The organism is Gracilibacillus caseinilyticus (genome assembly GCF_022919115.1).
In the GTDB taxonomy this organism is placed as follows: Bacteria; Bacillota; Bacilli; order Bacillales; family Amphibacillaceae; genus Gracilibacillus; species Gracilibacillus caseinilyticus.
On sequence record NZ_CP095072.1, the window covers coordinates 1580440 to 1603086 of the forward strand.

Below are 22647 nucleotides of genomic sequence, written 5' to 3' on the forward strand. Positions count from 1 at the left end.
AGCGTAACAAAACGAAGAACCAAATCATAAACGATTTGGTCCGTGAATTAGTATGCTTTTTTATGGAAGTGTGACGCTAGTTTCTCCCTTTTTAAGAACATTTACGACTTTAATTTATTTAACAAACTTACTTTTCCACTACCTTGACAGTTTGAGCAAGCAAACTCTCCTTCGCCACCACATGTTTCACATTTGTGAACACCGTAGTCAAATCCTTCTCCCGAACAATTCGGACAACGCTTTAATCCTTGACCATTACAGTTCTTACATTTCACAACAAAAACCTCCTTTGTCCTTTAACGGAGCTTCTACGAGCAAGTTGCGAGTGATGTAGCCTGTTTATCGCATCACGCCCCTACTGCATTAATATTTATAAAATTTATTAATGCCAAAATTAGATGAGAATGATGTAAACGATTTTTGTCTGGGGATTTAGTAAATGATGTTTGTGCTACATCATTCTATGAATCACTTTATTGATACATACCACCATTTCCATAAATTTAACCATTGATAATGATCGTTTAATAATCTGTTATGAAATTGTAATAAAACCTTAAAAATGGAAGCTTATAATACGGATTATGTAAAGTGGATCTTCAGCTCGCACTGATTCCACGGGAGCCTCCGCATATTTCCTCCGCTTTAGGAAGTGTTATAACGTATAGAACAGTCAAAAGCAGTGGTTCTAGGCATTTATGTTATGAATACAAATGCTGTTATTTATAGATGCGCTCCATTTGCTAGCTCTTACAAAAGTTGTAGAGTACCTATCCTAGCGTAGGCCAAGTACGTAGAATCCCGCGGGATTGTGCAGGTGTTGAAGATCCACAAAGTCTGCATCTGTGTCTTCTAGTATCGCTTCGAAGTGAGCTTCCTCGGTGCAAGGCAGCAAAGAAGTAATTCGTGTAGTAGCCTAGCTTCAGCCGTGCCCCGCAGGACGCGAAGTGGTTGGCCGGAGCGGTCTCCCAGCACATAAATAATTTCAAAATTACCACCAAGTTGACATAATCCGTATTATAGGTAGCTTCAATATACTTAAGTAAAGGTGTGTATAGTCTGGTTTTTCTTAAATACGGCGTTCGTTAAATGATCGTAAGCGAACGCTGGCATGGTGATTAATCAAAATCGATTTAATCTTATCGAATTGGTGGTGAATAACGGCTTCGTATAATTGTTCATTAACTTTAACGGCGGAGTAGTGAGTTTGCTGCGGATTGAGATTATAGTTAATGACACCGACGAGATAAGATGTTTCATGATTCTTAGCAATGAGTTGCACCATCGCACTATTATTTGCAGCTTCAATAAGGGTTTGAATAAAGAGCTGAGAATGTGTCACATACAACGTATAATCGTTAACTGCCTTTGCTTGTTTTTGTATCTGAAGGTGATGCTGCAAGGCTTCTGTATCGACGTATAAATCTTCAGGGTTTCTTGTTTCAAATGTGTATACGACCATTGCATATATTAATTCCAGCATTTCCAACATGTCTTTCCTTGCTAGTTCTTTTACTAGTATTCCTTTGTTTTTAAACGATGCAAATATTCCTTGTTCCTCCAATTTAGAAATCGCTGACCGGATTGGTGTCCTGCTCATTCCTAGTTCTTTTGCTAATTGATTTTCAGAGAGCATGTCGCCAGGTAAATATGCTCCATCTACTATTTTCTGCTTTATTTTTTCATAAGCAAGTTCAGATAATGAGGTCATAATTCGTAAGCTCCTCTTATATGTTATATTAAGTTTAATAGTATAATGCTTTTTAATCTTGTTCAATAGTATTGTTAAAAAAATGAATTTTACATTATCTTAACCTCCTGTTTATAGTAACTTCACAATAAGTGATTATAATTTTACTTGTATACAACTTGGACACAAGTAAAAAGGTAGTAAATTGTTTGGTCTATAACACGCTGAGATAAGGTAATTTTAGTAGCGATTGTTATATTTGTATTGGTAAATTCTATGGAATAATAGAAAATGAGTTAGGAGTGAGAAGATGGCAGAAGTTAAAGTGCCATTAAATGAAAAAAGAAAATTAGAAATTGAGGGAGCAATAAATTTTCGCGATATGGGAGGGTATCAAACAGGGGATGGTCGTACAGTTGTTCAGGGTAAATTCTTTCGTTCAGGTGATCTTTCCAAATTAACAGATGCAGGGTTACAGCAATTAAAACAACTTAATATATGGAAAATATGTGATTTTCGAAGTAAGAATGAAATAAGTGAGAACCCTGATCCCATCATCGAACAAGCAGAACATGTTCATATGCCAGTAATACCAAAGAATGAAAAGATTCTTGATCCTAAGCAGCAAATGGAACGCTATATGAAACTTGTGCAACAAAATCAAGGTGAACAAATGATGGTGGATTTATATTGCACGATGGTAGAACAAAAGAACGTATGGCGTGATCTATTACATCTATTAATGGATGATAATTCAGGACCATTCATTATTCATTGTACTGCTGGTAAGGATCGTACCGGGGTAGGAAGTGCACTGATTTTAAAAACGCTTGGTGTATCAGAAACTGTCATTTTAGAAGATTACGAAAAGACAAATGAAGCAATAGAGCAATTGAAACACTTAACAAAAGGTACTATACCTGCCGAATTGGAGGAGGATTTAAAAGAGAAGGTAAAAGAAGCTGGAACTGCGATGGTGTCAGCAAAAAGAATCTATATTCAAGCATATTTTGATGAGATTAATCGACTTTACGGCTCCTTCGATCATTACTTAGAAGAAGGATTAGGTATTTCCAAAGAAATGCGTCAGAAGCTACAGGATAAATATTTAGTATAATGCAATAACTAACGTTCCCCCGGGATCATAGGTGTAAACTGCCTGTGGTCCTTTTTTTATAAGTAAGGAAATAGATGCTGCGATTGAAGCAATATTTAATACACGTACCAATACAGGATGGACTACGGGTGGTCATACTGGTGAAGATGTGCCGTTTTATGCCTATGGACCAGGTTCTGATCGATTTATTGGACAGATTGATAATACCGATAATGCTACCATTATTTTTGATCTTTTGGATGAACGAAAAGGACATAAAGATCACTAATCGTTGTTTAGCCTTACATCCTGGTTTGAATTGGTATGTAAGGCTTTAACACTTTTGTGAAGGAGACTATGATGAAATATTTTTTTGGAATTGTCATTTCAATCGTGATACTGACGGGCTGTTCAGGTCAGCATCAGTCAGCAGAAGCAAATACAATAGAGGAACCTGAATATTTAGCAGATTATGTGGCCAACCCGCAGGTTCCTGATGATCGGTTATTACAGAAAGCAGGACAATCGACTACAGATGAAAAGGGCACGATTACATTAAAGAAGCTGAAACAAATGGATCAAACTTACACAATCGGTGACATGGAATTGACCATTCAAGATGTGAAACTTATCCATCTGGAACCGGATGAAAGTTTGATCGATTATTTTCACGTGTTGACACATGAAAAAACATTTGATTACATTAAGATGTTTGTAGAAATAACAAACACAGCAAAGGAAAAAAGAAAATTCGCTCCAGTGGCTCTTTTCGAAACAGATCAAGGAGAGAAGATAAGCTGGGAGAAAGACATTTATCTTGAAAGATTAAATGATACACTAGAGGGTTCTCAAAGTCGTTCAGGGAACATTGGATTTATCGTAAAAGATTCAGAACAGATCAATCAATTTCATTTCACTACCAGTACCTTATTTGATCAACAAGACAAGAAAATAGCAGAAGCGAAAAAAATCGAAATAAAATGGTAGATAATAGAATTACCAAAAGATGTAATGATGTTGAATGTTAAATAGTTTTACAAGTCGATTGTAACTTATATGGTTAAAATAGATAATAGTTACTGTAATACAAGATAAAGGTGGTGCGATAATGGTAGGCGGATTGCTAGAAGGATTAGTAACATTTTTGCAAGGATTATTAGGGATTTTATAAACTGGCATGATGGAAGCCAACCGTGAAAAAGAAAGCCTATCAATGGTAGGCTTTCTTTTATATTATAAGGGGGATAATGATCTTTCATAAGAAAAAACTGATTTCAGTGGATTGTTAAGTGCAAACTTCATGGATTGTACATTATGAAGAGGTCCATGTTCCTCCATTTATATGAATGGCTTGTCCTGTCATATAGGAAGCTTGATCAGAAGCAAGCATAACATATGGCCATGCGTGTTCGGATGGCTGTCCAGGTCGCTGAATCAGTCCATCCTGTCCAAAATTTTCTACGCCATCTTCATCGAAAGACGCAGGGATTAAAGGTGTCCATACTGGTCCAGGCGCAACGGAGTTCGCTCGGATTTTTCTCGTAAATTGTTACCCTTAGTATCAAGATAAGAAAAAACATGATTTTGCTAGTCGCAAAATCATAGAAAAAAGACCCTTAAAAAGGGTCTTTAATTTCACTTGTAAAATTAACTTTTATTTTCTTTTCGTTGACTTATCTTATTAGCAACAACAAGTATTATTGTAGCTATAACGGAAACACCTATGATATCAATGATGTTCATATTATCTGTCTCCTTTTTATCAAAATTACTCTCCAATACATCTTACACTAAACCAAGCCAAACTTGCAGCTAATCCTACTGCTCCACCTCTCACTGCATTTTTACCCACTACTTTGATAATCTGAACAGAAAGTTTTTTCCATGCTTTTTGTTCAATCAACTCATACATACCACCAGTAAGAAAACCAATACCAGTAAAATCTATAATTTTATCAGTTACACAACTTGTATAACTTTGCGTTGAAAAATCACCTGTGCTCGGAGATGTAAGTCCTGTTGGTTGTGGAACACCTACTAGATCACTCTCAGTTAGTTCTTCCCCATTAGTCATTTTAATAAACGCTTGGATGGCAGGCAATGCCTCTTCCCCAAACTTTTCAATAACCAAATCCTCATCCAATGTATATATTCCATTTTCTTCTGTAGCTGCAGTTTCAAATATGTATTCTAAATCAGCAGCAAGTTGTTTCTCTTCATTAGTCAAAGTAACCTCAGATGATTTTGCACTAGCAATAGGAGTAAAAACAGTGAACATAAGTAACACAGAACAAAAAATTAATACACCTTTTTCTGAATACTTCTTCAACATAAAACATTCTCCTCCTCAATCAAATTTATTAGTTACATATTCCAATTTATCACAAAAAAGATAATATTCCATTTTTTCTAAAAAAGTCAAAAAATTCCATTATTATAAAAATTAGTAGTACAGCTCTTTAATGACTTGATTTTACCTTTTAATCATTCTTCACTCATTTGCTAGTATTCTTTATGCTTTATTACGCCTTCAAATTCTTATTTCAGTATATTTTTGAATATATGTGTCTCTCAGGACGTCATAAACGTCCTTATTTGCCTTTTTATATTCCTGTCTAAGTAATTTCACCTAAACAAATAAAAAACCTCTCTTAAAGGTATAAAAAGTCTAAATTCAATACACGAAACAGAAAGCTACTAAAAATGTATCCAAAGGTCATTAGGTCATTCTTCTCAAAAGAAAGTTTGAAAAAAATCGATAGCTACTACAGACATTCATTTTTATCACAAAAAAGCCTGTTTTAACAGGCTTGTGTTTTTTCTGATCTTGCTAAAATTAATTTTCCTAATGGTGCACTTATACACTATATCGACTTTGGGCGATACTTCTGGTAAAGGCTGTGATAGCACCCTTCGTAGCTGAATAATCCATTAGAATACCATTTCCCCGATAAGCGTTAATGGATGACGTATTAATAATACTATCACCTGAATGCATGTGACGTACGGCTGCCTTCGTTAAATAAAATTGTGAGAAAAAGTTAGTTTGGAATACTTCCTCAAACTGTTCATTAGAAATATCCTCAATATCTTCCCGAATGTATTGCACTGCTGCATTGTTAACTAAAATGTTGATACTTCCAAAAGCATCGATTGTTTGTTCTATTAATCTTTCACAATGCTCATGGTTTTTAATATCACCTGGTAAGAGCACGCATTTTACGCCTTCTTGATCCACCATTTTTTTCGTTTCTTCTGCATCCTGGTGCTCATCTAAATAAGAGATGGCAACATTTGCACCTTCTTTGGCATAGACAATGGCAACAGCTCTGCCGATCCCGCTATCACCACCGGTAATCAGAGCAGATTTACCTACGAGTTTGTCAGAACCCTGATATTCGGTAGGCTGGTGTGGCAGTGGAATCATTTCGGATTCGATTCCGGGTTGTTTCATTTGCTTTTGTCTTGGTGTTGATCCTTTTTGCATCTCTGTTGGTTCCATGTTCTGCCTCCTATTACTCTTCTTCGGTTAATTGTGTCACATCTACTTCGAATGTGTCGGTAGATTCCTTCGTATACCGAATTAAAGCTTCTTGCGTTTCGTCATTTACATCCTCAATATATACATATTTTCCGTTGTATACGACATCCTGCATAACCGGATCGTCTTTGATATCTTTTGCACGCATTAAATTCATAATTTTGTTCCTCCTCTATTTTGTAACTCGCTATATAAAACGATAACCTTTGTCAATGGTTATTAAACATTTATTTTGCAAACAGTTTTGAAACATCTCATTAAACTACTTGTTAGAAAAGTAAATTCAGTAAAGTAATGTCAATGGTTTTATACCAACTGGTCAATACATCCATTGAAGCCATACATTTATTGATATAACTATTGGTATATAGGATGATAAAAATTAATGGAAAATTTGAAAAATATGGGTTTTTAGTCCTAAAAAAGGTGTATAATAATAGGTGTATATGAATATAGTTATAGAAAAATATATTACTTCACAGCGATGACATGTGTAAAAAATCTAGTACAAGGATGGAATGGAAATGGTGAAATTTAAACCAATACTCTCAAATGATAAGTTATGGGTAGAAAAGATTTTGCGTGTATATTGGTTGCTAGTGTTGATGGTTATTGTGGGACAGACTTTAGGTTTACTGATTACCATTTTTTATGAGCCCACCTATGTAGAAACCTTTATCCTGTATAAACTAGTTATTCCCTCATACATCCAAACGGCAATCTTACTGTTTGCTCACTATTTAATCAAAGTGAAAAAAGTGTACAGCTCCTATTTTATCACCACGATCGGGACACTAATTGCACTCGTTGTTGTAGCAGTCCATCCCAATGTATCAGGATTAAAAGTTATATTCTTGATAGCGATGGCTGTTATATTAATTTATTTTGATAAAAAGCTGCTTCAGTTCAGTTTTGCATTCAATTTCATCACCCTCACTGCTTTATATGCTGTTCCTGACATAAGGCAATATTCTACTATCTATGAATATTTCAGCTATCATTTTGTTTTACTGGCGGGTTTTCTGATTTATCAAATTATATTGGACAGAGGAACGGAAGTACTTGACTTTTTAAACCGCGCTGCTGAAAAAGAAAAAGCACTGATTGTTAAGAGTACGGTGATGGAGCGATTATCAAAAACAGATTTACTTACAGGTCTATATAATCATAATACATTTCATGAATATCTGGATTTCTTGTATGAACAAAGCATTTCTCAAGCAATGCCATTGCAGTTAGCCTTAATTGATATCGATAGTTTTAAAATGATTAATGATCATTATGGTCATGATGTTGGTGACATTGTATTAAAACGAGTGGCACATGCGATCTCTGACCAACTGACGGAAGATGATATTGTGGCACGATATGGAGGAGAGGAGTTTGCTGTATTGCTGACGAATAAAGAAATGGAGGAATCCTATCAAATCATTGAAAATATCAGGCTATATATCGCATCACAATATCATCAAGAATTAAACGAACATATTACCATCAGTATCGGATTTTGTGGATTAGCGGAATCCATGACAAAAGATCAATTCTTTAAAGAAACGGATGAATTACTTTATCAGGCAAAAGGAAGCGGCAAAAACCAAGTGATTGGAAATCAGCTCATTAACATGAATAACTGAATTGAATTTTGACATCTGCTTCGATTTCTAACTGGCCAGGCTGAATGGGTGTTGCAGCAGTGTTTGTTTCCGCGGTAGCATACGTTTTGAAAAGAACAGGAGAAGAGTTGGTTGATTGTTCTAATACGTAATATGGTGCTGCATCTAATGTGACTTGGAAGCACTGTGCTATCGTTTGAGCCGTTGTACAGGCATGTTGAATGGCTCGCCTGATAGCTTCCTGGTAATAGTATGTTTGATTGCTCACAGTCAACGAGATGTTGCGTACTTGGTTTACTCCATTCTTAGTGGCGATATCGATAACGGCACCAACCTGGTTGACACCTGTTGAAACGGAGAACGTATGGATGACCCGGTATCCCGTCAATTGCTGGGTGTTATTTTGATAATCATATTGTGGTAATACCGAGTAATCTGTTGTTTGTATTTGTTCACGAGGAATGCCACTGCCAACAAGCGCTGTAATTACTTGCTGAGAGATACGGGCATTCTCCTGTTGTGCCGTCAAAGCATCTTTGTTTTCGGTTACGACGCTTAGGTCTATCATGGCCAGATCAGGTGTTGCTTTGACCATACCTTTTCCAGAAACAGTGATGTTGCGCCCTGCGTGTGAGTAATTATGTGAATCGCGCATTGCTATCCCCTCCTGCTAGTATTCTTCCATTAGAAAATATGCAAGAGGGAGTGGAATCATGCGCGGCATTTAATGCTCCATGGGGGGAACATCAAGATATTGATCATCGTAAAGGGAGATGTGGAGTTGATTATTTGAATTGACTGATGCAAAAAATACTTCTTTTGTTTTTGTAATGTCCCATTTTTTTAGTTCGGTTTCTAACCATTGTTCATTTAAATTTCTCGTGTTTAACATGCTCGTAACGACCTTTCCTTCTATAATAATTGGGTACGAGATGCTGGTATCTGTATTTTTCAGTTGTAAATCTTTTCTGGTTAATGTAGTTTTTTCTGCCTTTTTGAGTACACTGAGTGAACCATTTGCCTCTACCAATGCTAATTCAACATCACTAACGTCAAATACCTCTTTATCTCGGAGCATTTGCAGAATATTATCAATGGAATAACCGATTTTCTTTAAGTTTTTCGGCAGGAACGCCCCTTGATAAATGACGACTGTTGGTTCAAAGGTCAACAGCTTACCAATTGTCCGATTTGCTAATTTTAAATGGGAAACAATTTTTTGTAAAACTCCGATGGCGATAATGGCGATAGTAGTAGGGATATGTTGAATGTTTGGATCTGCAATATCGGCACCTACGACAGAGGCGAGAGTAATAATTACTAAGAAATCAAACACAGGTAACTCGCCAATAGCTCTTTTTCCCATGAACAAGGTGACCATTAACAGCAAAGGAAGTATCGTAACAATTCTGCCGATAATCAGTAACAAATCCGATAGCGGTGCTAGCATATTGGAACCTCCGATCTTCTTCTCCATATGTTTTACTATTCCCATGCATTTTGATTACATGTATAAAAAGAGTCTGTGATAAAAGATTATTAGGCAAATAAAAGCCGAGCATAACAATCTGTTATGTTCGGCTTTTTTGATGCTGTAAAGAAATGCTGCGAATTGTCTTTTTGCATAAGCGAGAAAAAGTGGACCTTTAACTCGCACTGATCCCGCGGCAGTCTATGTGGTTGGCCTGTGCTAAAGTATGGACGCTTCAACTGATCAAGAATTAACATATTGATATATCCCCAATTGACCATTCTATAACAGGAACTTCTAACTCAAATATTTTATGCTTAGCACTGCTACTTTTAGCCAATCGTTGTAGAACGCCCCTTAAGCGTAGAGATATGCGGGGATTTTCGTGGTTCAAATCGCGTGTGAAGATTCCGCGGTGATGTGCCTGTGTCTTCTATTACCGCTTCGATGGGGCTTCCTCGGCACAAGTAAGCGAAGAAGTTTGTTCAAGTAGAAACCTATTTGTGCCCGTCCCCACAGGGCGCGCGAGGCATATTTTGAGCTTTGCATAGCACTTTAGAAATGTCGAAATTATTAAATTGAAATAAAGTATTTTTCCTAAGGTTCGAGTTGTTGCTTTCGTTTACTTATTTTCTTTGTTCTCCAAACACTTCCATCGCCTCGCTCATGAATTTGGCAAGTCCTTCGCCGAATTGATCAATGTTCTTTGTGAAACGCTCATCTGCTACATACATTCTGCCAAGTCCTTGGAATGCTTCGACGGAATAAGTAGAGAAATGCTGATTGAGGAAATCATACCACTTTTTAATGGCGGCTTGCGCCTGATCGGATGCAGGCTCCTGATCACGGATCGATGCCAGTTCCCAATAAATGTTGTTCATTTCTTCCTGTGTAGCTTTTGTCATACCCGCAGCTTTTTGATTCGCTTCATTAACTTTTTGATCTCCCCAACGTTCTCTTGCCTCTTTTTCATACGGATTATGACTGAAATCAAATCCTTCAAATTTATCTTTTTTGCTCATTTGATATGCTCCTTTCTCACTTTTAATCGTTTTATTAATCGTTTCTAGCATCGTTTCAATGTTTTCCCGTTTGCTGATAAGCATGTCCCGTTGCATTTCTAATGCCTCAAGTCGGTCGTAGTCGTCACTTGTCATAATTGTTTTTATTTTTTTTAAGGGAAAATCTAATGCTCGAAAAAACAGAATTTGCTGAAGGGTGTTTAAATCTCCTTCCGTATATATTCGATAGCCACTTTCTGCAGATTTGGCAGGGGATAGAAGGCCGATCTGATCATAATGATGTAAGGTACGAACACTGACCCCTGTGAGTTCCGCAACTTCTTTTACTTTCATACTTATCACCCTTTCGATTTAAGGATATGCTATAACGTAACGTGAGAGTCAAGCGGTATTTGAAACTTGTTTGCATGATCGATCGTACATGAAGAATAAGAGCAAAGAATGGAGTGTGGGCAAACATGAAGCAATATGAACAACGCGCCTATCAGGAGATGCTTAACTGGGAATTACAACTATTGAAAAACAGAAGCAGATTCCAGCAGTTATCCAAAAAAGCACAGAATAAAATCAATGGCTATATACCAGATAAAGCACATCAAGTAATGACGGAAGCGATAAAACATATGGTGAAAACGACTCTGGTTGGTTCTGATTTTACCACAAATAAAAAACGATACGCTGGTTTATCATTAGAAGAAATGGAAACATTGGTTGATCAAAAATTAGTTAGTTACCGTAAAACAGCAATGCTCGAAGGAGCAGGAACTGGAGCCGGGGGCATCTTGCTCGGTCTTGCAGATTTTCCCTTGTTATTGTCTATTAAAATGAAATATTTATTTGAAGTAGCAGCTATTTACGGATTTGATACTTCTAGTTATGAAGAGCGGCTCTATATACTACATGTTTTCCAACTTGCCTTTTCGAATGATGATAAACGTCGAGAGGTTTATCATATTTTAAAGAATTGGGAAGAGGAGAAGGCACGTATGGTCGATATGGACTGGCGAGTCTTTCAGCAGGAGTATAGGGACTATATTGATCTGGTGAAAATGCTGCAGATGGTTCCCGGATTAGGAGCGATCGTTGGAGCCTATGCTAACTATAACCTTTTAGATCAATTAGGCAAAACGGCTAAGAATTGCTATCGACTTCGTGTACTGCCTGATCAGGAATTACCATTGGAGAAAGGTTAACTCGTGACGTAATATCCAAGGTTACTATGTAAAATTTTTGGGATTTTTTGCAGGATATTGCCGTTTCATCTCGAATATATAGTATAGTAAGTTACTTGTTGGAGAGAGGATGAAGTAAATGAATAAAGACGACTCGAATGATGTTGTGCGTCTTTCCCGGAGAAAGGGGCCACTGGTTGAATATCATCATAATGAATCTATGTCAGAAGAACTCCGCCATCAGTTATTAGTACATGTATATTTAAAATTTGCGAGAGAAACGTACGAGTCATTTTACGAACAATTGGAACCTGGATTTCTTGAATTTGCAAATGATTGTGATGTTCCACCAGATAAATATGAACCAGTTCTTGAGAATCTATTTTGGTGGCGCCTCCTCTATGAACAAGCGCTAGAGCCTTCCTTCACTCATTTTCATCAATTTATCACTCATAATAATGAATATTTTCAGGATTGGCCAGTTTTGAAATCATGGTTTATGAAGTGGTATGAAGCTGTTCCAACTTATTACTTTATTGGAAATCAGATAGGTAAGAACGGATTTGTAGCAGTTGAAATCGAAACAGAGAAAACCGTAGAAATTTTCCTCCCAATACCAGCACACCAGCCTCCAAAGCAAGGATCAATTGTTGCTGGCATCTTACTTCCCTTTTGTGACGACTTATATTTTCCTATTGTCCCATTCTATGAATTCGATATCCGTACACGAGAAGATATTGCACTCCATTTACGTCATTATTTGGAGGAACTCTGCAATGAATCAGACCACTATCAAGTGTTTGTCCGTATCTTCTCTTCCTTATTGAAAGTCGAAGCCATTTCTTTGAATAATCGAACATAAGAAAAAAAGGCTCTTATGCCTTCATGGGAAAAGAGTCTTAACCTTGATGACTTGTTTTTTGTTTATGTTTCCACATCATATAACGATAACGAATCGTACATCCAATACAGTAACCAGCTAATGCAAGACCTGATGCCAGTGCGACCATTACACAGAAAAGATATGCCAGCCAATCGATTCCTATCGAAAAACTAATGAGTGCAAGCCCAATACAGATAGTAGCAATCCATTGATTAAACAGTTGTTGTGCTTTGTCTTCTAGCGGATAGGATGCAGCTGGTTTTCTTAAGAATGGTTTGCCTAACAAAATGATAGGATTCTTTTTGTTTATTAATGTGATAAGCCCTGTGATGAAAGGTAAGACGAGTAGGAGTGGTTGTATGAATATACCGCTAAGGACAGTGACGAGAATAAATGATTGATTGAATTGAACAAGTGGTTTAGGAATGGGCATAGGTTTACCTCGTTTCTTCTATTCTTATTATACATATTAACAACTCTGAATAAGGGGTGTGTAAAATAGACACCAGTATGGTTAGATACCAGTGTCTACTTCATTCAATGATGTGCCAATGCAGAATTGTTTTCATTCTGACGTAAATATAAATAATAGATGCCTAGGGCTAGCACTGACAGGATAATTCCAGAAACGTATGGCAAAATTATCGCTATACCATACAGTAATCCTCCAAGTGGTGGTCCGATAATGCGCCCTAACGAGTCAAACGAGGAAAGCATACCGGTTACTTCCCCATACCCTGATGTTGCTTTTTTTGTCAAAAGCGAAGACACGCTTGGTCGAATCAATCCGTTTCCTAGTCCAAATACGGTTAAAAATATTGCTGCTGTAAGGAAGTCTTGCACAAATAAAATCAGTGCAAAACCGATAGCAGAAACGACGACACCGATTTGAATCACTTTTCCTTCGCCCAATTTTTTGGTCATTTGTCCCACTAATCCACCTTGTACGATAGCGCCTGCGAGTCCCATAATCATAAAGATATAGCCAAGCTCTACTGTTCCTAGTCCTGCTCGGTCAAAAGCAAAATAAGCAAAGGTTGCTTCTAGACCTGCGAGAGAAACGGACACAAACCATTGCAACACATACAAGTATGCCATCGGTGTTTTTAATGCTTTTAGGAAGGATCTCCGTTTGGTTGCTGCAGTAGTTTGTTCCGCCTTTTCTGTTCGTGTTTCTTTAAGGACAATCGCCACTAAGGCAAAGGTAATTAAGGAAGAAATGCCAGATAAATAAAATGGAATATTCAGATTCCCACTGGAAAATACACCACCAATTGCTGGGCCAAAGATAAAGCCAAGACCAACAGCTGCCCCAATTATCCCCATTCCTTTACCACGATCTTCTTCGGTGGTGATATCAGCTACATAGGCTGTTACTGTAGGCATATTAGCGGATGATAGTAAGCCACCAATAATACGGGCAGCAAATAACATCCATAAGTGATTAGCAGTTGCTAATAAGAAAAATGATAACGCTAAACCTGCAATCCCAATTAATAATACCGGTTTTCTCCCGATTTTATCGGATACTCTTCCCCACATAGGAGAAAAGAGGAATTGCATGACGGAATAGGTTGCCATTAGCAGTCCTAGTGCTAATGGAGAAGCCCCTAATTCCTCTGCATAAAATGGCAGTACCGGAATGATGATCCCGAAACCGACCATTACAAAAAACATGACGAGGAATAATACGGCTAAAACTTTTTTCGACTTCATAATTATCACTCCAAAATGAAAGGGCATAATCTAAGTGGGATTATGCCACTCGCTATAAATGTCATACCTGTTTCTAAAATGGTGAAATCCAGCAATCCGTCATTATGTGGAGTACCAGCTGCTGGCAGTTTTTAAAATATCGTTCGGATGTTCCAACACATAATCCGCTTTAATGCTCTGATTTGAAGCTTTTCGCAGACGGTGATTCAACCATATTGCCTGCCAGCCAGCATGTTTGGCACCGGTGATATCATGTTCAAAGGAATCGCCAATGTAAATGGTTTCCTGTTTGCGTAACTTAAGTTTGTTTTCAATATATTCAAAAACTTTCGAACTTGGTTTCGAGTGGCCGATTTCTCCTGACACAAATATATGATCGTCAGGTATCCACTTGTTTAACCCCAATTGTGCTACTTTCATGCGTTGGTGGGCCGATTCCCCGTTTGTAAGTATGGCTAATTGCTTTTTGTGATGGAAAAGCTTGTCCAATAATTGTTCCATCGGTTCGAATAATTGAATCTTTTGCAATTCTGCTAAATATGTTTCTTGAAAGAGTACAGCTTGTTCATATGGTAAATGGATGCCAAATTCTTCACATGCTTTCATGATCCGGTAAGTTTGTAATTCAAGAGCAGTGATTTCTCCGTTCATATACTGTTCAAATACTTCATCACTGTATTTTCTGCTCGTTTTATATAACAACGTCATATCGTTATCAGAAAAGGACTCACTTAAATGCTGGTGAACTGCTTTATGAAATGGTTGCAGCTGATCATATAAGGTATCATCCACATCGAAAATAATGGTTTGCATACTATCCTTCCTCTTCCTGGCTCGTTAATCTCATCCTGTTATTCTACCACACTTTGAACAGAGAAGCTGTTACGATTTTGGTAAAATTAAAAAGTAGTCATGTGTAATGCAATAAATTAGTCGAATTTAACAAAACTTTAAGACAAATTTCAATTGAAATGTCAGGGGAATATTGTTATAATTTTCACAAATAACATGGCTATGTGTAACTGGCGAGGATGCGGAATAACCGTAAGGGAGCACATAGTATCGAAGCCGCTCGCCTGGGCAAAGGTAAGGATACAGTCCTTACCTCTTTCTATTTACTATTAATTGAGGAGTGTGGTTAGATGAAACGAGTACACAATTTTTCAGCTGGTCCATCAATGCTGCCGTTAGCCGTATTAGAAAAAGCACAAGCAGAGCTGCCGGATTATCAAGGGTCTGGAATGTCAGTCATGGAGCTTAGTCATCGCTCTGGACTTTTCACAGATATTATTACAAATGCTGAAAAGCTTTTGCGTGAATTAATGAATATTCCTGATAATTATAAAGTGTTATTTGTTCAAGGGGGGGCATCCCAGCAATTCGCTGCTGTACCTCTTAATTTAATGAAAAATGGTAAAGCGGATTTTGTTAACACAGGATCTTGGTCCAAAAAGGCAATTAAAGAAGCAAAGAAATATCTCGATGTAAACGTGATTGCCTCATCAGAGGATGATAATTTCACTTATATTCCTGCTATTCATAAAGATATGATTGATCCGGAAGCGGATTATGTTCACATTACAACGAATAACACGATTGAAGGTACCGCATTCCATGAGATTCCGGATACCGGAAATGTACCGTTGGTAGCAGACATGTCTTCTAATATTTTATCTGAAGAAATCGATGTATCTAAGTTCGGATTGATTTATGCAGGTGCCCAAAAAAATATTGGTCCAGCAGGCTTAACTGTCGTAATTGTGCGTGACGATTTAATTGGAAATGCTGCACCACAATGTCCGACCATGCTTGATTATCAAACACATAGTGACAGTGACTCACTTTATAATACACCGCCTACCTATGGTATTTATATTGCCAAGCTAGTTTTTGAATGGTTAAAAGATTTAGGTGGATTACAAGCAATGCAGGCAAGGAATGAGAAGAAAGCAGCCATGTTGTATGATTATATTGCTGCTTCTGATTTTTATAGCTCACCTGTAAAAGAAGAAAGTCGTTCGATCATGAATATTCCATTCATCATTCCTGGACGAGATCTCGATGGCGAATTCGTGAAAGCAGCTCAGCAGGAAGGGTTAGAAACATTAAAGGGACATCGCTCCGTCGGTGGTATGCGCGCAAGTATTTATAACGCAATGCCAGTGGAAGGCGTCGAAGATTTAATTGCGTTCATGAAGAAATTTGCGGCAGATCATCAGTAGACTTTATATGTAACAAACAAGAATGCCCGGCTATAAAATCCGGGCATTTTCGTTTTATGAGCAAAGAATGTATATAAGTACAGTCATAGAAAGTAATCATGCTGGAACATGAAGATGGGTTCTCTTAACTTTTATGTTTCGTAGGCCATTCATTCTCGAGAATACTCATTTCCCACAAGCTCCAGTACTCGTTTCCGATTTTGCGAGCGTCTCTGTGTAGCCCTTCTTTTATAAAGCCTGCCTTTTCATAACAGGCAATGGCGGAGGAATTAAAGGAAAAGACGCCGAGGCTGACCCTGTGTAAATGCAATTCAGTAAATGCTATCGTAAGAATTTCGGTTATGATTTGTTGTCCTATACCTTTTCCTCTTATGCCTCGATCACCAATTAATACTTTACCAATTCTTGCTGATTTATTTTCTCTGTCAACGTTTCCTAACGAAATATGTCCAATGACTTTACCCGATTCTTTGTCTTTAACACTATAAACATAAGTATGAGATTTTTCCTTGTTAGCCCCTTTTATGTAGCTTTCTAATTGTTGTTCATTAAGGGGGAACCGGAATTGTGGACCTCCCCATTGGAGTAGAAATGCTGGTGTTTCGATCCAATTGATCAGCTGTTGAAAATCGGAACGATCGAAAAAATGTAATTCAATCATTTTTATGTCCCCTTTTTTTTATTACTCTTTATTTTAGTTGAGATAAACTATTACCTGAATAATTGATTAATCTTATTAACATCTTTCAATTGTTTTTGCACAAGGTTCTTTATTTCTTCTTCATTGGTAAAATCACTTAATAGCTTACCGTACCACTTTTGTAATTCTTCCTTAGTTATTTTATATTGATAGTTTTCGCCTCCAAAATCAAAAGTAACCCATTCAGCATTTTCAATTAAAGCAAATAGAAAAGTAGCATTATAAATCGCTGTTTCTTTATATTCCTTTTCTATCTCTGTTGCTTTTATTTCGTTGTAGGTAATAGTCATTCCATATGGCTCTTCCTTTGTTTGCAGAGAAATTTCTTTAAATTCCTTGTTGTGTTGTAAATGTTTAATGATCGAAATAACGGCGCTGTTATCACCTATTAAAGAGTTATTATATGTAAAAATATTTGATTGACTTTGTACCTCCTTATTAGTACTGCATCCAGTGAATACACAGACTGTTAAAAAGAAAATGAGAAGGTATTTTGTAGATGATTTCATTTGTCATCACTCCTTAAATTTGATTAGGTCCAAATGGTATTTTAATTAGAGACCATACATACATATTAACATAAAATGACAATCATGTTATTCCGATCAAAAAACAGTCAGGTTAAACAAGTACTTAAGCCCACTGTTTTTGTGGGTTGCTATTTTGATGAGGCTTTTGGTATAATACATTTTTGAATAGAAAAATGAGCAGTTCGCAACCATCCTGCTTAACCAAAACTAGGGGGAATATCGGATGTCAGAGAATTATTATTTACCACGTTCCGGTCCAATGCCGCGTCCGAGCAGTGTAGATGAAGGAAGATCAGTATTAAAGCAAGAGGCTTTTGATGCACCGAATGTACAGAATATTACTTTCCGTGCTTTGGAGTTTACAGCAGTGTGTCCGAAAACGGGACAGCCGGATTTCGGTAAGGTGGAAATTTCGTATACACCGCGTCATAAGTGTATTGAATCGAAGTCAATGAAATTTTACTTATGGTCGTTTCGTGATCATGGCGCATTTTGTGAATCATTGGCAGCACAAATCGCAGATGATATTATGTGGGCAATAGAGGCTGAAACTGTCAAAGTTACCGTTTATCAAACGGCGCGTGGGGGTATTGAATTAACTACTGAAGCGTTGAGAGAATATCAAGGATAAAAAGAACCGGCACTTCTAGATGAAGTGCCGGTTTCAATTAGGAGTTACTTTGCTCTTGAGTTGGTCCCATAACTCCAGGAACAGGTAAATCTGCCTGGCGAAGCAGAACCGTCATTTGTCCACGGTGATGTGTTTGATGATCAATCAATGCACGAAGCATGTTGCCGCGTGTCGTCTTGCCAGCAAAGCTTTCAAATTCTTCACTTAATTGGTCATCGGTCAAATGAGTTTCTGCTTGCTGTTGTATGTCATCTGTCATTTGTTTGTAAGCAGCAACGATTTCTTCCGCTTTTTCAGGTACTTGTTTAGGGTCACCGCCTTGTACTTTTAAACCTACGATGCTTGCAAAAAATGCTGGAGATGTTGCTAAATGCCAACCAAGCCAGCCAAGTGTGCTATGGCCTTCTACAATCGCTTGATTGAGCTTTTCATCTGATAATGACTCTAACACTTGAACCGTCCCTTGCTGAGCATTTTTCCAATCAGCAATAAAATCAGATACCTTACGATACATGTTCATCACTCCTATTAAAATAGTTTATCACGGCGCTAACCGTCCGTAATACCCCCACTTCAAGATTCGAGAGATAAATAAGAAGCTAAGTGGGGGATAAACGGACGATAACTTCCTGATAAGTTTTGCTAGCAATCAGTAGGGGTCAAAACCCCCACTGATTGAAGTCTCACTTTATGACTTCATCAATAAGTACACAAAATAACTTCCTCCGATTAACGAGACAATAATCCCAACCGGAATTTCTGAAGGGGAAAGAATGTTTCTTCCTATCGTATCTGCCACCAGCAAAAGAAGAGCACCCAAAAGGGCTGATGTGATCAGCATATGATGGTGCCGCGCTCCCACTAATTTTCGTGCTAAATGAGGGATGACAAGACCAAGGAATGCTATCGCTCCTCCAACTGCCACACTGGCACCTGCGAGTGCGACGGCAATCACAAGTAAAAATATCCGCTCTTTTTCCACGTTAGTACCAAGCCCTTGGGCTGTTTCGTCTCCTAAATGCAGTGCATCTAATGTGCCCGCTTTAAAAAAAGCGATTGGCAGCAGAATTAGAATCCAAGGAAGAAGTGCTAACGTATAGCTCCAGTCAGTGCCAGCTATGTTTCCGGTTAACCAAATTTGTGCTTTGGTAAAATCATCGGGATCCATTTTTAATTGGAACACAATAATTAGTGCGGAAAAAGCGGCATTTATTCCAATCCCGACAAGAATTAATCGGATCGGGGATACCCCATTCTTCCATGATATCAGATAGATTAAGGCGGCTGCCAGTACGGCGCCTCCTAGCGCTGCCAGCGGCAAGATGAAAACAGTGGACGTAAGGTTGTTTTGTGTTAAATAAATAAACAAGACTACCGCAAATCCAGCACCACTATTAATCCCAAGGATACCAGGGTCAGCTAAATCATTGTGCGTCACCCCTTGTAAGATAGCGCCTGAAATAGCCATTCCTGCCCCAATCAGTAATGCAATCACAATACGAGGTAAGCGGAAATCAAATAAGACAAGTTGATTTTGATCCGTACCTTGTCCAATCATTGTTTTCCATACATCTATCGGTGAAACACTCATTGTGCCGAGGTTTAAACTAAGTAAAATCGTTGCAATAAGGCCAATCGTCAATCCTAATAGCCAAAAACTCGTTCTTTTTGTCTTAGATATCATTACATTCCTCTCCCTTCACGTCTAGCAAGATAGAGGAAGAAGGGTACCCCTACTAACGCTGTCATTGTACCAACAGGAGTTTCAAAAGGTGGATTGACCATGCGGGAGGCTGTATCTGCTAAAACGAGCAAGAGAGCACCCAAAACAGCTGCAGCGGGTATAATCCACTGATATTTTACTCCGACTAGAAACCGAGTAATGTGCGGGATGACAAGTCCGATAAAGCCAACCGTTCCAGCCACTGATACAGCAGCACCAGTTAATAAAAGTACGACAATGGTGGCAACTGTTTTGGTTAAAACGGTTCGTTGCCCAAGTCCTCTTGCTACATCCTCACCTAAATTTAATACGGTGATAGATTTCGATAATAACAATGCAAGGATAAGGCCTATAATGACGATAGGAGCTAATAATTTCACATGTACCCATTGGACACTTGCAACGCCTCCTGCGTACCAAAAGCTCATATCCTTTGCAATATTAAAATGAATCGCAATTCCGGAAGAAAGCGCGCTTAACATCGAGGTTACTGCTGTTCCTGCTAACGCCAATTTTACTGGTGTAAGGCCACTTTTAGAAATTGTTCCAACACCAAAAACGATTCCAGCACCTAAACCAGCCCCAGCAAAAGCCCAAATGGCAAGAGAAATAGTGGTGACCTGTGAGGAAACAGCCATTGCTACTGCAATCATAAAGCTGGCCCCTGCTGTTACTCCCATGATAGAAGGGGAGGCCAAGGCGTTTCTTGTCATTCCTTGCATAATCGCACCCGAAACAGCAAGTGATGCTCCGACAAGTGCCGCTGCTAAGCCACGTGGGATACGCAAATTTCGTATTATTTGGTGTGCAGTCAGAGAGGGGTCGAATTGTGTCAAACTTTGCCATATTGTAGGCAGGTCAATATCTGCTGCACCGTATATTATCGAAAGAATCATAGCGGCAAGAAGAAGTATAATTCCCCCGAAAATGATCAATAATGCTATAAAAGATCTTGATTGTATTTGTTTATCTGTTCGAATTGCCATCGAATAATACTCCTTACTAATAGTGAGAACTGTTATCATTCTAGTATAAGGGAAAAAGAAAAGGAATGGTAGTAGAAGATAATATATATGTTTTTTATATTTTTCTTGTAATTGAAAATGAAAATTGTTATCATTTAAAATAGTGTTTTATGCTACATAGTATGAAGGAGGATGTATGTCAACATGGAAAAGCTAAAAAACAAATGGCTTGTTTTATTAATAGCTGCTTTATTAGTATTCTTAGCAGCATGTGGTAGTGAAGAGGATGATAGTGCAACAGATTCATCTGATGATTCCAATACGGAGGAATCCAATACAGAAGAATCTGAATCAGATACAAGAACAGTTACAGATGCGATGGGACATGAAGTAGAGATTCCGGCAAATCCTGAGCGCGTTATTGCATCTTACTTAGAGGATTACCTGGTGGCATTAGGTATTACGCCTGTAGCACAATGGTCTGTAAGAGATGGATCAGATGTACAAGGTTATTTACAAGGTGATTTGGGTGATGTACCTACAATTCCAAGTGAATTACCATATGAAGCGGTAACTTCTTTCGAGCCAGACCTACTGCTCATGGACTCAGCGAGCATGGTAGAAGATAATAAATACGAGCAATATAATAAAATTGCGCCAACATTTGTTGTCGGTTCAGAAGAAAACAATGACTGGCGTGAAGAATTGAAAACAATCGGTACCGTTTTTGGTATGGAAGAGAAAGCAAATGAAGTATTAGACGAGTATGAAGCAAAAGCAGCAGACGCAAAAGAACAGATTCAATCTGCTCTTGGTGATGAAAGTGTTGCGGCATTATGGCTATTCGCGGATACGTTCTACATTGTAAGTGAAAACTTATCTAGTGGAGATTTATTATATAATGATTTAGGGTTAACTGCTCCAGATGTAGTATCAGAAATTTCTGAGTCTACAACAGCAAACTGGTCTGAAATTTCTCTTGAGAAACTAGCAGAACTAAAAGCTGATCATATCTTTTTGATTAACAGTCAGCAAGAAGAAGGATCTGCCATGTTAGAAGAGTCAATCTGGCAGAACATTCCCGCTGTAAAAAATGGTAGTGTATATGAATTCAGCCGAGAATCAAGCTGGTTATATACCGGGCCGATTGCTAACAGTCATATGATTGATGACGCGTTAGAAAATTTAGTTGAATAATAAAAAAGCCGCTGTCTCCTTGAAGGCAGCGGCTTTTTTGAAAAGTATTGTTACAGTCATCGTTAATTAAATAGAATAGAGAATTGTGTTCAAGATTCATAAAGGATGGGTTCTTATAATACGGATTATGTTAACTAGCGTTGAATCATATTGAAATCTAGTTAGAGGTATAATGCCGCTCCGGCCAACCACTTCGCGTCCTGCGGGGCACGGCTGAAGCTAGGCTACTACACGAATTACTTCTTTTGCTGCCTTGCACCGAGGAAGCTTACTTCGAAGCGATGCTTGTAGACACAGGTGCAGACTTTGTGGATCTTCAGCACCTGCACGTCCCGCGGGAGTCTACGTGATTGGCCTGCGCTAGGATTTGTACTCTACAACTTTAGGAATTGCTAGCATATTGATTTCCATAAATAACAGCATTTGAATAACATAATGCCTAGAACCACTGCTTTTAGCTGTCCTATAAGTTGTA

At 38.0% G+C, this 22647-nt stretch carries 24 protein-coding genes, 2 pseudogenes and 1 riboswitch; of the genes and pseudogenes, 9 read left to right on the forward strand and 17 right to left on the reverse strand.

The genetic code is table 11. The features are described 5' to 3' along the window. Positions 1–101: 101 nt before the first annotated feature. Together MUN88_RS07625 and MUN88_RS07630 are read right to left on the reverse strand one after the other, a co-directional pair. A complete protein-coding gene (locus tag MUN88_RS07625) occupies positions 102–275 on the reverse strand; it encodes a hypothetical protein (protein ID WP_244722933.1) in 174 nt (57 codons plus the stop codon). A gap of 794 nt (positions 276–1069) precedes the next feature. After that, complete coding sequence (locus MUN88_RS07630) at positions 1070–1711, reverse strand: GntR family transcriptional regulator (protein WP_244722935.1); 642 nt, start codon at positions 1709–1711, stop codon at positions 1070–1072. A 289-nt stretch (positions 1712–2000) separates the two neighbouring features. On the opposite strand from MUN88_RS07630, the gene MUN88_RS07635 reads away from it, so the two are divergent. From MUN88_RS07635 to MUN88_RS07645, 3 genes and pseudogenes are all read left to right on the forward strand, one after another. Continuing rightward, complete coding sequence (locus tag MUN88_RS07635) at positions 2001–2807, forward strand: tyrosine-protein phosphatase (protein ID WP_244722937.1); 807 nt, start codon at positions 2001–2003, stop codon at positions 2805–2807. A 67-nt stretch (positions 2808–2874) separates the two neighbouring features. Further along, positions 2875–3075 (forward strand): annotated as a pseudogene (locus MUN88_RS07640) (alkaline phosphatase); the annotation flags it as partial. A gap of 68 nt (positions 3076–3143) precedes the next feature. Next, positions 3144–3773, forward strand: coding sequence for a DUF4352 domain-containing protein (locus MUN88_RS07645; RefSeq protein WP_244722939.1), 630 nt, complete (start codon positions 3144–3146; stop codon positions 3771–3773). Positions 3774–4098: 325 nt separating this feature from the next. Here the strand turns inward: MUN88_RS07645 and MUN88_RS07650 are convergent. The 4 genes and pseudogenes from MUN88_RS07650 to MUN88_RS07665 all read right to left on the reverse strand — a co-directional run. Continuing rightward, positions 4099–4320, reverse strand: a pseudogene (locus MUN88_RS07650) (SDR family oxidoreductase); the annotation flags it as partial. 234 nt (positions 4321–4554) lie between these two features. Then, positions 4555–5118 carry a hypothetical protein gene (locus tag MUN88_RS07655; protein WP_244722941.1) on the reverse strand — a complete coding sequence of 188 codons (564 nt, stop codon included), beginning with the start codon at positions 5116–5118 and terminating at the stop codon, positions 4555–4557. A gap of 525 nt (positions 5119–5643) precedes the next feature. Next, on the reverse strand, positions 5644–6288 hold the full coding sequence (locus MUN88_RS07660; protein WP_369809959.1) for an SDR family NAD(P)-dependent oxidoreductase: 645 nt from the start codon (positions 6286–6288) through the stop codon (positions 5644–5646). Between the two features lie 13 nt (positions 6289–6301). Further along, positions 6302–6484, reverse strand: a complete 183-nt coding sequence (locus tag MUN88_RS07665; RefSeq protein WP_244722944.1) for an H-type small acid-soluble spore protein — start codon at positions 6482–6484, stop codon at positions 6302–6304. Positions 6485–6851: 367 nt separating this feature from the next. Between MUN88_RS07665 and MUN88_RS07670 the strand changes: the two genes are divergently transcribed. After that, positions 6852–7961, forward strand: coding sequence for a GGDEF domain-containing protein (locus tag MUN88_RS07670; RefSeq protein WP_244722946.1), 1110 nt, complete (start codon positions 6852–6854; stop codon positions 7959–7961). Here the strand turns inward: MUN88_RS07670 and MUN88_RS07675 are convergent. The 3 genes from MUN88_RS07675 to MUN88_RS07685 all read right to left on the reverse strand — a co-directional run bounded on the left by MUN88_RS07675 (position 7945) and on the right by MUN88_RS07685 (position 10766). After that, entirely contained in the window at positions 7945–8595 is a 651-nt protein-coding gene (locus tag MUN88_RS07675; protein ID WP_244722949.1) for an SIMPL domain-containing protein, read from the reverse strand. The genes MUN88_RS07670 and MUN88_RS07675 overlap by 17 nt on opposite strands. Before the next feature lie 69 nt (positions 8596–8664). Further along, positions 8665–9390: a DUF421 domain-containing protein gene (locus MUN88_RS07680; protein WP_244722952.1), complete on the reverse strand. Its 726-nt coding sequence runs from the start codon at positions 9388–9390 to the stop codon at positions 8665–8667. Positions 9391–10037: 647 nt separating this feature from the next. Continuing rightward, positions 10038–10766, reverse strand: coding sequence for a MerR family transcriptional regulator (locus tag MUN88_RS07685; protein WP_369809960.1), 729 nt, complete (start codon positions 10764–10766; stop codon positions 10038–10040). Positions 10767–10891: 125 nt separating this feature from the next. Here MUN88_RS07685 and MUN88_RS07690 point away from each other — a divergent pair, with 125 nt between their 5' ends. Together MUN88_RS07690 and MUN88_RS07695 are read left to right on the forward strand one after the other, a co-directional pair. Continuing rightward, the gene (locus tag MUN88_RS07690) at positions 10892–11626 is read left to right on the forward strand and encodes an EcsC family protein (protein WP_244722961.1); all 735 of its coding nucleotides are present in this window, start codon (positions 10892–10894) and stop codon (positions 11624–11626) included. Positions 11627–11744: 118 nt separating this feature from the next. Continuing rightward, positions 11745–12467, forward strand: a complete 723-nt coding sequence (locus MUN88_RS07695) for a hypothetical protein (protein ID WP_244722964.1) — start codon at positions 11745–11747, stop codon at positions 12465–12467. A 37-nt stretch (positions 12468–12504) separates the two neighbouring features. On the opposite strand, the gene MUN88_RS07700 is transcribed toward MUN88_RS07695, so the two are convergent. The 3 genes from MUN88_RS07700 to MUN88_RS07710 form a co-directional block, all read right to left on the reverse strand. Beyond that, positions 12505–12921, reverse strand: coding sequence for a DUF4395 domain-containing protein (locus MUN88_RS07700; RefSeq protein WP_244722967.1), 417 nt, complete (start codon positions 12919–12921; stop codon positions 12505–12507). 104 nt (positions 12922–13025) lie between these two features. Continuing rightward, positions 13026–14204 (reverse strand): MFS transporter, encoded by a 1179-nt coding sequence (locus MUN88_RS07705; protein WP_244722970.1) that lies wholly within the window; start codon positions 14202–14204, stop codon positions 13026–13028. Positions 14205–14306: 102 nt separating this feature from the next. Further along, complete coding sequence (locus MUN88_RS07710) at positions 14307–15017, reverse strand: HAD family hydrolase (RefSeq protein WP_244722973.1); 711 nt, start codon at positions 15015–15017, stop codon at positions 14307–14309. A 195-nt stretch (positions 15018–15212) separates the two neighbouring features. Next, positions 15213–15293: riboswitch (ZMP/ZTP riboswitch) on the forward strand. Positions 15294–15346: 53 nt separating this feature from the next. On the opposite strand from MUN88_RS07710, the gene serC reads away from it, so the two are divergent. Beyond that, the gene (gene serC / locus MUN88_RS07715; protein WP_244722976.1) at positions 15347–16426 is read left to right on the forward strand and encodes a 3-phosphoserine/phosphohydroxythreonine transaminase; all 1080 of its coding nucleotides are present in this window, start codon (positions 15347–15349) and stop codon (positions 16424–16426) included. Between the two features lie 124 nt (positions 16427–16550). On the opposite strand, the gene MUN88_RS07720 is transcribed toward serC, so the two are convergent. After that, positions 16551–17087: a GNAT family N-acetyltransferase gene (locus MUN88_RS07720; protein WP_244722979.1), complete on the reverse strand. Its 537-nt coding sequence runs from the start codon at positions 17085–17087 to the stop codon at positions 16551–16553. Between the two features lie 50 nt (positions 17088–17137). Next, positions 17138–17635: a DUF4825 domain-containing protein gene (locus MUN88_RS07725; RefSeq protein ID WP_244722981.1), complete on the reverse strand. Its 498-nt coding sequence runs from the start codon at positions 17633–17635 to the stop codon at positions 17138–17140. A gap of 244 nt (positions 17636–17879) precedes the next feature. Here MUN88_RS07725 and queF point away from each other — a divergent pair, with 244 nt between their 5' ends. Beyond that, positions 17880–18287 carry a preQ(1) synthase gene (queF, locus tag MUN88_RS07730; RefSeq protein WP_244722984.1) on the forward strand — a complete coding sequence of 136 codons (408 nt, stop codon included), beginning with the start codon at positions 17880–17882 and terminating at the stop codon, positions 18285–18287. A 37-nt stretch (positions 18288–18324) separates the two neighbouring features. Here queF and MUN88_RS07735 read toward each other — a convergent pair whose 3' ends face one another. The 3 genes from MUN88_RS07735 to MUN88_RS07745 all read right to left on the reverse strand — a co-directional run bounded on the left by MUN88_RS07735 (position 18325) and on the right by MUN88_RS07745 (position 20996). Next, on the reverse strand, positions 18325–18801 hold the full coding sequence (locus MUN88_RS07735) for a DinB family protein (protein WP_244722986.1): 477 nt from the start codon (positions 18799–18801) through the stop codon (positions 18325–18327). A gap of 174 nt (positions 18802–18975) precedes the next feature. After that, complete coding sequence (locus MUN88_RS07740; RefSeq protein ID WP_244722989.1) at positions 18976–19971, reverse strand: FecCD family ABC transporter permease; 996 nt, start codon at positions 19969–19971, stop codon at positions 18976–18978. Then, on the reverse strand, positions 19971–20996 hold the full coding sequence (locus MUN88_RS07745; RefSeq protein WP_244722992.1) for a FecCD family ABC transporter permease: 1026 nt from the start codon (positions 20994–20996) through the stop codon (positions 19971–19973). Before MUN88_RS07745 ends, MUN88_RS07740 begins: the two co-directional genes overlap by 1 nt. 183 nt (positions 20997–21179) lie before the next feature. Between MUN88_RS07745 and MUN88_RS07750 the strand changes: the two genes are divergently transcribed. Next, complete coding sequence (locus MUN88_RS07750; protein WP_244722996.1) at positions 21180–22172, forward strand: iron-hydroxamate ABC transporter substrate-binding protein; 993 nt, start codon at positions 21180–21182, stop codon at positions 22170–22172. Positions 22173–22647 lie beyond the last annotated feature (475 nt).